The 10,873-nt window shown below is 30.6% G+C and carries 12 protein-coding genes; 4 read left to right on the top strand and 8 right to left on the bottom strand.

Annotation, left to right across the window (positions count from 1 at the left end):
* Positions 1-46 precede the first annotated feature (46 nt).
* From HALO113_RS07420 to HALO113_RS07435, 4 genes are all read right to left on the bottom strand, one after another.
* Complete coding sequence (locus HALO113_RS07420; protein ID WP_140997272.1) at positions 47-277, bottom strand: hypothetical protein; 231 nt, start codon at positions 275-277, stop codon at positions 47-49.
* Between the two features lie 109 nt (positions 278-386).
* Positions 387-2,780, bottom strand: a complete 2,394-nt coding sequence (locus HALO113_RS07425; protein ID WP_159778415.1) for a ribonucleoside-diphosphate reductase subunit alpha — start codon at positions 2,778-2,780, stop codon at positions 387-389.
* 320 nt (positions 2,781-3,100) lie between these two features.
* Positions 3,101-4,078 (bottom strand): ribonucleotide-diphosphate reductase subunit beta, encoded by a 978-nt coding sequence (locus HALO113_RS07430; protein ID WP_159778416.1) that lies wholly within the window; start codon positions 4,076-4,078, stop codon positions 3,101-3,103.
* Positions 4,079-4,345: 267 nt separating this feature from the next.
* A complete protein-coding gene (locus HALO113_RS07435) occupies positions 4,346-4,912 on the bottom strand; it encodes a DUF3109 family protein (RefSeq protein WP_159778417.1) in 567 nt (188 codons plus the stop codon).
* Positions 4,913-5,015: 103 nt separating this feature from the next.
* Here HALO113_RS07435 and HALO113_RS07440 point away from each other — a divergent pair, with 103 nt between their 5' ends.
* The 3 genes from HALO113_RS07440 to HALO113_RS07450 all read left to right on the top strand — a co-directional run bounded on the left by HALO113_RS07440 (position 5,016) and on the right by HALO113_RS07450 (position 6,503).
* Entirely contained in the window at positions 5,016-5,603 is a 588-nt protein-coding gene (locus HALO113_RS07440; protein WP_159778418.1) for a MarC family protein, read from the top strand.
* A gap of 13 nt (positions 5,604-5,616) precedes the next feature.
* Complete coding sequence (locus tag HALO113_RS07445) at positions 5,617-5,811, top strand: hypothetical protein (protein WP_159778419.1); 195 nt, start codon at positions 5,617-5,619, stop codon at positions 5,809-5,811.
* A gap of 83 nt (positions 5,812-5,894) precedes the next feature.
* Positions 5,895-6,503 carry an FAD-dependent oxidoreductase gene (locus HALO113_RS07450; RefSeq protein WP_159778420.1) on the top strand — a complete coding sequence of 203 codons (609 nt, stop codon included), beginning with the start codon at positions 5,895-5,897 and terminating at the stop codon, positions 6,501-6,503.
* Between the two features lie 2 nt (positions 6,504-6,505).
* On the opposite strand, the gene HALO113_RS07455 is transcribed toward HALO113_RS07450, so the two are convergent.
* From HALO113_RS07455 to HALO113_RS07465, 3 genes are read right to left on the bottom strand one after another with little or no spacing between them, the layout of a single operon-like run.
* Positions 6,506-8,077, bottom strand: a complete 1,572-nt coding sequence (locus HALO113_RS07455) for a S41 family peptidase (RefSeq protein WP_159778421.1) — start codon at positions 8,075-8,077, stop codon at positions 6,506-6,508.
* A 2-nt stretch (positions 8,078-8,079) separates the two neighbouring features.
* Positions 8,080-8,505 (bottom strand): dCMP deaminase family protein, encoded by a 426-nt coding sequence (locus tag HALO113_RS07460; RefSeq protein ID WP_159778422.1) that lies wholly within the window; start codon positions 8,503-8,505, stop codon positions 8,080-8,082.
* A 2-nt stretch (positions 8,506-8,507) separates the two neighbouring features.
* The gene (locus HALO113_RS07465; protein ID WP_159778423.1) at positions 8,508-9,101 is read right to left on the bottom strand and encodes a HupE/UreJ family protein; all 594 of its coding nucleotides are present in this window, start codon (positions 9,099-9,101) and stop codon (positions 8,508-8,510) included.
* A gap of 178 nt (positions 9,102-9,279) precedes the next feature.
* On the opposite strand from HALO113_RS07465, the gene HALO113_RS07470 reads away from it, so the two are divergent.
* Positions 9,280-9,711, top strand: coding sequence for a TerB family tellurite resistance protein (locus tag HALO113_RS07470; RefSeq protein WP_159778424.1), 432 nt, complete (start codon positions 9,280-9,282; stop codon positions 9,709-9,711).
* Between the two features lie 32 nt (positions 9,712-9,743).
* Here the strand turns inward: HALO113_RS07470 and fbp are convergent, their stop codons facing one another.
* Entirely contained in the window at positions 9,744-10,748 is a 1,005-nt protein-coding gene (gene fbp / locus HALO113_RS07475; RefSeq protein ID WP_159778425.1) for a class 1 fructose-bisphosphatase, read from the bottom strand.
* Positions 10,749-10,873 lie beyond the last annotated feature (125 nt).

A 10,873-nucleotide genomic window follows, 5' to 3' on the forward strand; every position in this document is an offset into this window, starting at 1 on the left:
ATTTGAAGTTAGAAATTTGAAGTTAGAATTTAGAAATCGGAATGAATTATTTAGCAGGCTTATCGTTAGCTAAAAAGAAATCTTTCGATTTTTTGGGATATTGATCATAGCTAATATCACTAGGGTTTTCAATTACGGATTTAATTGTAATTTCATCACCAATAGCAAACTTAGCAGTCGTATATTTATAATCTAATAAATATTCCCCACAGAAAAAATTCCCTTTTTCATCTTGCTCAATTTTTCCAGTATAAATTCCTTTTTTCTCTTTTGACATGATTTTTTATTTGGTTCCAAAGGTACGAATTGAAATGCAATTCTACTTTACAAAAAACAGCCATCGTTTGATGACTGTTTTTATTTATTTTATAATTATAAAAGACATATTAAGAACCACACATTTCGCAATCGTCTGGTCCTGCATTTTTAGAACGCTCTAACATCGCTTTAAATTCTGAAGCTGTCATTTCTGGCTCTACTTCTACGGCTACAGGAACGGGTTGCGCTTTTTTATCATTATTTAAAGTAAACTTAATGGCGTCAACGGCTGCTTTTGTACGTAAATAATACATTCCAGTTTTTAAGCCGCTTTTCCAAGCATAAAAATGCATCGATGTTAATTTTGCCATGGTAGCACCTTCCATAAATAAGTTTAACGATTGCGACTGATCGATAAAATATCCTCTGTGACGTGACATATCGATAATATCTTTCATACTCATTTCCCAAACGGTTTTATACAACTCTTTTATATCTTGAGGAATTATATCTATATTTTGGATAGAACCGTTATTTCTCATGATTTCTTGTTTCAAGTTTTCATTCCATAAACCTAAACCTACTAAATCGTGTAATAAATGTTTGTTTACTACTATAAATTCACCTGATAATACTCTACGTGTGTAAATATTAGAGGTATACGGTTCGAAAGCTTCATTGTTTCCTAAAATTTGAGACGTAGAAGCTGTAGGCATTGGTGCTAATAATAAGGAATTACGCACTCCATTTGTCATTACCTCTTTACGTAAAGAAGCCCAATCCCATCTTCCTGATAAATCTTCATCTTTTAATCCCCACATGTTGTATTGGAATTCTCCTTGAGAAATAGGAGACCCTTCAAATGTAGAATAGGGTCCTTCCTCTTTTGCCAATTCCATAGAAGCAGTAACAGCTGCAAAATAAATCGTTTCAAAAATTTCTTGATTTAATTTTTTAGCTTCATCGCTTGTAAATGGCATTCTCAACAAAATGAAAGCATCAGCCAAACCTTGTACTCCTAATCCTACTGGACGGTGACGCATATTTGAGTTTTCTGCTTCTTTAACAGGATAATAATTTCTATCGATAACTCGATTTAAATTTCGTGTAATTCTTTTGGTTACATCAAATAAGAATTGGTGATTGAATTTCCCTTCTTCCACAAACATTGGTAACGAAATCGAAGCCAAATTACATACTGCAATTTCATCTTCAGAAGTATATTCTAAAATTTCTGTACACAAGTTAGAAGAACGAATCGTTCCTAAATTCTTTTGATTGGATTTTCTATTCGCTGCATCTTTGTACAACATATATGGTGTACCTGTTTCAATTTGAGATTCTAATATTTTTTCCCAAAGTTCACGTGCCTTTATCGTTTTTCTCCCTTTACCTGCAGCTTCGTAAGACAAATATAAAGCATCAAATTCTTCACCATACACATCATATAATCCGGGACATTCGTTAGGACACATTAACGTCCATTTTGCATCTTCCTCTACTCTTTTCATGAATAAATCACACATCCACATGGCATAGAATAAATCTCTAGCTCTCATTTCCTCTTTTCCGTGATTTTTCTTTAAATCTAAGAAATCAAAGATATCGGCATGCCATGGCTCTACATAGACTGCAAAACTACCTTTTCTTTTTCCTCCACCTTGGTCAACATATCTTGCGGTATCATTAAACACTCGTAACATAGGAACAATTCCGTTTGATGTTCCATTAGTACCACGAATGTAAGAACCTGTAGCTCTCACATTATGAATAGAAAGACCAATTCCTCCAGCAGATTGTGAAATTTTTGCCGTTTGTTTTAATGTATCATAAATCCCATCAATACTATCGTCTTTCATCGTTAATAAGAAACAAGAAGACATTTGTGGTTTTGGCGTACCTGCATTAAACAAAGTGGGCGTAGCATGTGTAAAGAACTTTTTCGACATTAATTCGTAGGTTTCAATTGCTGATTCAATATCGTTTAAGTGAATCCCAACAGAAACACGCATTAACATATGTTGGGGTCTTTCAACAATCTTTCCGTTAATTTTTAATAAGTACGAACGCTCTAAGGTTTTAAAACCAAAATAATCGTAGTTAAAATCACGGTTGTAAATAATCGTAGAATCCAATCTTTCCGCATTATCCATTATTACTTGATACACCTCATCAGATAACAAGGGTGCTTTTTGATTGGTTCTAGGATTAATATAATTGTACATCTCAGTCATGGTTTCTGAGAATGATTTTGTCGTATTTTTATGTAAGTTCGAAACAGCAATACGAGCTGCTAATTGAGCATAATCAGGATGTGTAATAGTCATTGAAGCAGCTGTTTCCGCAGCTAAATTATCTAATTCAGACGTGGTAACACCATCATATAATCCTTCAATTACCCTCATAGCAACCTTAACTGGATCCACCAACTCATTTAGCTCATAGCATAAAAATCTAATTCTATCAGTAATTTTATCAAACATTACTGGCTCTTTTCTTCCGTCTCTTTTTACTACATTCATATTACACTTGTTTATATAATGGTTAATTAGCCAAAGCATCTTTTACTTCCTTAGCTCTGATGGAAGCGAAATTTTTATTCTCAATAATTCAATTACTTGTTTCTTAATTTAGATACGTCTTCGATTTCAATCAAAAACTATTTGAATGAAAGAAGCGATAGCAACTAAAACATCTGAATGAGAGAAACAAATTGCTTGATTTTTTTAATCATGCCATTGTTTCAAATTATAAAATATATTGTTTAAGACAAACAATATGTTTATTTGTTTGTTTGTTTATTTTTTTTACAAAATTCTTAAATAGAATTTTTTAAGAAAAGCTAAAAATCGGCATCAAAGCTTATTTTTCCAGCTTCAGAATCATTATTCATTACACCTGCTTTTTGATATTCAGCTACTCTTTTTTCAAAGAAATTCGTTTTACCTTGTAACGAAATCATATCCATAAAATCAAATGGATTTGAAGCATTATATACCCTTTCGCAGCCTAGCTCAACTAAAAGTCTGTCTGTAACGAATTCTAAATATTGAGTCATAAGAGTTGCATTCATTCCAATTAAACTCACGGGTAATGATTCTGTAATAAACTCTCTTTCAATATTTAATGCGTCAACTATAATTTCTCTAATTCTTTCTTTTGGTACTTTATTAATTAAGTGATGATTATGTAAGTGTACTGCAAAATCACAATGCATACCTTCATCACGTGAGATCAATTCGTTAGAAAAAGTCAAACCTGGCATTAAGCCACGTTTTTTCAACCAGAAAATTGAACAAAATGCCCCTGAGAAAAATATTCCTTCTACAGCAGCAAAAGCAATTAAGCGTTCAGCAAAAGAATCGGATTCAATCCATCTTAAAGCCCATTCTGCTTTTCTTTTAATAGCTGGAAAAACCTCAATAGCATGAAACAGTTTGTCTTTTTCAGCTTCATCTTTTACATAGGTATCAATTAATAAAGAATACGTTTCGCTATGAATATTCTCCATCATGATTTGGAAACCATAGAAAAATTTAGCTTCAGCATATTGCACTTCATTGACAAAATTTTCAGCTAAGTTCTCATTTACGATACCATCTGATGCTGCAAAAAATGCCAAAATATGTTTGATGAAATATTTTTCATCCTCATTTAATTTGGTATTCCAATCCGTAATATCTTGATGTAAATCTATCTCTTCAGCAGTCCAAAAGCTGGCTTCCATTTTTTTATACCATTCCCAAATATCATGGTGTTTGATAGGAAAAATTACGAAACGATCTTTGTTCTCTTTTAATATAGGTTCTACTGCCAACATAATTGTTTTTTGTTTATACGATTTTTTTATAGATTTTTGATTGGTTTAGAGTTTACAAAGTTTGTAATTTGTAATGAGAAATGAAAGTCAAACTTATTCACAATTAAAGTAAGTTTTTAACAACCAGTAAAAATTTTCTTACTCAAAAATCTTTTTTCAAAACACTGATTTACAATTATTTGTGTTTTTTAAAAACAATAGAAAAATAACCGTAAACAGCAGTAAATTCATCTGTTAAGAGCGGTTTTCCAACGTAAATTTTAACGCCTATTTTTTTAAATCTTGAGCTACTTTTTCTAACTCGTCATACCATTGTTGTCCAAATTTTCTAACAAGCGCTTCTTTGACAAATTTATAGATGGGCACTTCAAGTTCTTTACCTAAAGAACAGGCATCTGAGCAGATATACCATTTATGATAATTTACAGCGGCAAAATCAGAATATTCTTTTACTCGAATAGGGTATAAATGACAAGAAACTGGTTTTTTCCAGTCAATTACTCCTTGGTTGTACGCTTGTTCAATACCACAAAGAGCGGTTTCTTTATCAAAAATAACATACGCACAATCTCTACCATCAATTAAAGTGGTTTCAAATTCTCCATCTTCTCCAGTAACAAAAGTTCCTTGCTCTTCAATGGCTTTTATTCCTTCTGGTCTTAAAAAAGGTTTTACTTTAGGATAAATTTCTTGTAATATTTTTGTTTCAGCTTCATCTAAAGGAGCACCCGCATCACCATCTACACAACATGCTCCTTTGCAAGCAGATAAATTGCAGACAAATTCTTTTTCTAAAATTTCTTCGGAAACGATGGTTTTATTTAGCTGAAACATAAATGATATTAAATTATTTTGCAAAGATAAGGCTTTCGTTCTATTAAATAAATATACTTTAATTAGTAATAATTTCTTTGTTAGTAATTGCTATCTTTGCACTATGAATATTGCGGAATTATTAGACTGGAAACATGTTTTTACTGTGAGTATGATTTTATTTGCAGTAATAGACATCATAGGTAGCATTCCTATCATTGTTGACTTACGTAGTAAAATTGGACACATACAATCTGAAAAAGCTACTATAGTTGCTGCAATTATTATGATTGCCTTTTTATTCTTAGGAGAAGAAATTTTAAAATTAATAGGAATAGATGCCAACTCTTTTGCTGTAGCAGGCTCGTTTGTGCTCTTTTTTTTAGCTTTGGAAATGATTTTAGGGATTCGCTTATACAAAGAAGACAACCCAACGACAGCCTCGATAGTTCCTATAGCTTTTCCATTAATAGCTGGAGCAGGAACCATGACTACTTTACTTTCTTTGCGTGCCGAATATGCTAAAATTAATATTATTATTGCTATTATTATAAACGTAATAGTTGTATATATTGTTTTAAAGGTATCTGGGAAAATCGAGAAAGTATTAGGCCCAAATGGTTTAGGCATTATTCGAAAAATATTTGGTATTATACTATTGGCTATTTCAGTAAAACTATTTGGAGCCAATGTAAAACAATTGTTTATATAAACTTTATTATAAAATGAAAATATTTAGTATTGTAGTTATTGTTATAGCTTTAGCCTTAATTGTTTTTAATGCTACAAAAATAAATTATAATGCACCACTAGAAGGAAATAGTAGTGTTGCTTTAATCGGAATTGTTTCTGGATTATGTGCTATAGTTTTGATGTTAATCTTTTTGGTTTCCAAAAAAATAGAAGAAAAAACAAAGTAATATTTTTAAATTTCCAATAAATAAATTCCAAAATAAGAAATCTAAAATCTTGGAATTTAGACTTTAAAAGTTGATTATTTCTTATGTATGATATTTTAATCATTGGCGGAGGTGTTTCTGGCGTTTCTTGTGCCTTAGTATTAGGTTCTGCTTACACCAAACCCTTTGCGTCAGAGAAAAAAATAGGTTTGATTGCTCATCAAAAGGCATCTTCATTACAAAATGGCGTTTACAACAATGCTTATGGCATTCCTCCAGGAAAACTAGGTTCTGAATTGTTAGACGAAAGTTTAGAGCATCTTCAGCAATTATATCCTCATGTAACACAAATCGAAAATGAAAAAGTACTAAAAATTGAAGGTTCAGTTGAGAATTTTACGGTTGTAACCCATAAAAATGAGTATCATTCTAAATTGATTGTTGTTGCTATTGGTTCTAGTAATCCTTTTTTAATTGAAGGTTTAGAATCCTATGTAATTCCTCATAAAAAAGCACTAGCTATAAAAAATAGAATTCAATTGCAAAACGAGGATCATTTAGTTTGCGAAGGTATTTATGTTTGTGGGACATTAGCTGGACATCGAAGTCAATTATCTATTGCTGCAGGAAGTGGAGCAAGCGTAGCGGCTGACATTTTGACTTTATGGAATGATGGCAATCATGTACAAGTGCACGATGCGGTTGGAAAATAAACTTATTTAATTTCTAAAACTTTTTTAATCATAGCATCTTCGGAAAGAATAATTTCATAATAATTGTTATCATCGTAGAGTTGTTTGACAAACTCAGCATATAAATACTTTTTAATTTTTTCTTTATCAGAAAAATTTAAGACAATTCCACTTTCAGCAATATATTTTTTAAAAGCTATTAAATATTCATCTTTACCTAGTATTTCATCTTTAAGATTTCTATAAGTTATTTCATTGAAGAAATTTCTTTTTTTATCCAATTGTTCAAATACAAAATAACTCACCACACCCGATTGCATAATCATAAGTGTTGCTTCTTCTCCATGTTTGGCTTCAAAAGGCACAAAAACATCAGGAGTAATACCACCACCACCATATACTATTCGACCTTTTTTTGTTTTAAATTTTAAACTATCTGCTACCTTAATACTATCTGCTTCATACAATTCACCACTGTGAAAACGTTTCTCAAATTCATTAAAATAATTCTCCCCTTTATCTTCATAGGGTTTTTGAATAGAACGTCCTGATGGCGTATAATAACGTGCTATTGTTAATCTTACAGCCGAACCATCTCCTAATGGCATTTCTCGTTGCACTAAACCTTTTCCAAAAGAACGCCTTCCAACAATAATCCCTCTATCATTATCCTGAATAGCTCCAGCTAATATTTCACTTGCTGAAGCGCTATTTTCATTAATTAGCACATAAACTTTACCCTCTTCAAAATCCCCTTTTGTAGTTGCATACGTTATATCTTCAGTACCTTTTTTATTTTTAGTTTTTACAATTAATTCTTTATCTTTTAAAATCTCATCTGCTATAGCTACAGCCATTTCCAAGTAACCACCTCCATTATCCCTTAAATCTATAATTAAATCTTTAACCCCTTTATTTTTAAGAGATAATAATGCTCTATGAAACTCATCATAAGTAGTTTCGGCAAAACGATTAATTTTAATATAACCTGTTTCGGCATCAATTTTTAGAGCAATATCTACACTTTTTATTGGAATGACATCTCTTTTTACTTTAAGTTTTAATTTCTGATTGGTAGACTTTCTAAAAACAGTTATTAAAACTGTTGATCCCTTTTCTCCTTTTAGTTTAGAAAAAAGACTATCATTTTGTATTTTTTTATTGAATAATTGATAATTATCAGCATATAAAATTCGATCTCCTGCTTTAATTCCAGCTTTTTCTGAAGGCCCATTCTTTATCGGTTTAATAACAGCAACCGTGTCTTTATACATATAAAAATTAACACCGATTCCTACAAAATCCCCTTTCATATTTTCTGTAACGGTCTTTAAATCCTTTTTACTAATATACACGGAATGAGGATCTAAATTTTCAAGTATCCCATTAACTGTTAAATCAACAATAGAATCCGTATTGATATCATCAACATATTCTCTATCGATAAAATCAATTAATTTATTAAGTTTATTTTTTTTTGAATTTTTTCCTAAGAAAGTATTTTCTTGATAAGAACTCAATTTATTACCCAACAGCAACCCTATTACAATGGCTATTGCAATTATTATTGGGAAATATATTTTATTCCATTTCATTTTTAACTTAAATCACTCAATAATTCGACTACCACACCTGCTTTTCTAAGAAAATCCACACCAGAAGTGTCTTTATATTCTTCATGATATACCACTCTTTTTATTCCAGATTGATGAATTAATTTACTACAATCTTTACATGGTGACAAGGTTATATATAAAGTTGCGTTTTCACAAGATTGCGTAGAACGTGCTACTTTCAATATTGCATTGGCTTCAGCATGTAAGACATACCATTTTGTTGTACCTGTTTCATCTTCGCAACAATTTTCAAAACCTGTAGGTGTACCATTGTATCCATCAGATATAATCATTCTATCTTTAACAATAATCGCGCCAACTTGTTTTCTCTTACAATATGACAGTTGACCCCATTCCTTCGCTATACGCAAATATGCTTTATCATATTTTATTTTTTTCTCTCCCATGCTTATCTATTCCAAATTTCACTATGAATAATCATTGGTGTAACCACACCTATTATAAAAGCTGACATAACTAAAGCCCAGTCTCTTTTTGAAAATCTAAAAACGGTTTGCACAATATATCCTATTATTAACACTATAAAAACTACAATAATTTGTGCAGCTTCAATACCTAATGCAAATTCAAGTAAAGGCAGAAACTTATCCGTTGAATTACCTGGCAATATCGCATTGAAATAATTTGAAAAACCTAAACCATGAATGATTCCAAAAAACAAAGTAATTATAGAAATAAAACTAATACTTTCATTTTTCGAAGATTTTCCAGCTGTAAAAAGATGAAAAACGGCTGTAACCAATATCGTTATAGGAATTAAGAATTCCACTAGTGAAGATTTTATAGAAATTATTCCAAAAACAGATAAAAACAAAGAAACAGTATGTCCTATGGTAAACAATGAAACTAATATAAAAATTCTCTTCCAGTCTTTAAAAGCATATGGAACCATTAAAGCTATTAGAAATAATACATGATCATAGGCATTAATGTCTAAAACATGTTTTAGACCTATTTTAAAATACAACCAAAATTCTGACATAGTTTATTATTTTTTTGGGGAATTCAAACTTACAATTTATTTTAACAAAAATAATTTTCTTTATAAAAAGCTTAGCATATTTTGGAAGAATTATTTACTTGCCATTTAAAAAATACATGTTTTGATTATTTTAAAAACTAAATTATGTTTAATTTTGTGCAACTTTAAAATAAACAGTATGTCATTTTCAGATTTATTTGATAACGAATTTAAAAATAGAAACAAAGGACATTTTTCAGCTATTGTAAGAGTTGCTTTATCTGATGGTGCCTTAACAGTAGAAGAAAAAGAATTTTTAGATAAATTAGCTACAAGATTAGAAATTTCTGCCTCTGAGTATGAAGAAATTTTAGAAAACCCTACAAAATACCCAATCAATCCACCTGTATTACATTTAAACAGATTAGAAAGATTATATGATTTAGCAAGAATGGTTTATGCAGATCATGTATTAGGCCCAAAACAAAAACAAATTTTAACTCGTTTTGCTTTAGCGTTAGGATTTACACCGAGTAATGTAAATTATATTGTAGACAAAGCATTATCATTACTTATATTAAATGTTGATTTAGATACTTTCATTTACGAAATGCAACATATGAATAAATAAAAAAATAGCTCTGAAAATTCAGAGCTATTTTTTTAAGGCTTTTTCATAAATTCTTCTGCTTTTTCAACCATATTTTTACTTCCACAGAAAAAAGGTACCCGTTGATGTAATTCTTTTGGTTCTAATTCCATAATTCTATTAAAGCCATCAGAGGCTTTTCCTCCAGCTTGTTCTGCTAAAAATGCCATAGGATTACATTCATACAATAATCTAAGTTTGCCATTAGGTGCTTTAGAGCTAGTCGGATAAATATAAATACCTCCTTTTATCATATTTCTATGAAAATCGGACACTAAACTTCCAATATAGCGAGAGGTATAAGGTCGATCTCCTTCTTCCATTTGACAATATTTTAAATAGTTTTTTACCCCTTGAGGAAAATGAATGTAATTTCCTTCATTTATAGAGTATATTTTACCATCAGGTGTGAACTGCATATTTGGATGGGACAAATAAAAAGTTCCAATAGCAGGATTTAATGTAAAACCATTAACACCATGACCAGTTGTATACACTAACATGGTAGAAGTGCCATAAATAACATAACCTGCAGCTACTTGATTGATGCCTGGTTGTAAAAAATCTTCTAACTGAACAGGTGTTCCCATTGGAGTAATTCTTCTGTAAACCGAAAATATTGTCCCTACAGAAACATTTACATCAATATTTGAAGAGCCATCTAACGGATCCATTAAAACCACATATTTATTATTATGTCCTTGATCTGAACCTGCTACGGTAATAAAATCATCATTTTCTTCTGATGCAATGCCACAAACAATCTCTCTATTAATTAGGGTTTGGATAAAAGTTTCGTTAGCAAAAACGTCAAGTTTTTGTTGATCCTCACCTTGAATATTTTGTTCTCCAGCTGCGCCTACTATATCTACTAAACCAGCTTTATTAACTTTATAATTTACAACTTTTGCTGCTAAACGTATAGAATTGATTATACGAGATAATTCTCCAGTAGAATATTGAAAAGAATTTTGATTTTCAATAATAAATTCACCAAGGGTTCTGTTTTTTTCTTCCATTTTACGAAATCGATGTAGTTGTGTTTAAGTGGCAAATATCGCACTTTTTATAATAATTAAATATAGAAATAAATACTAAAATTTTATGTGAAAAAAATTTAAAACAAAATACATAAATATAAAAC

Origin of the sequence: Flavobacterium sp. 9AF (assembly GCF_902506265.1) — a bacterium.
Taxonomy (GTDB): Bacteria; Bacteroidota; Bacteroidia; order Flavobacteriales; family Flavobacteriaceae; genus Flavobacterium.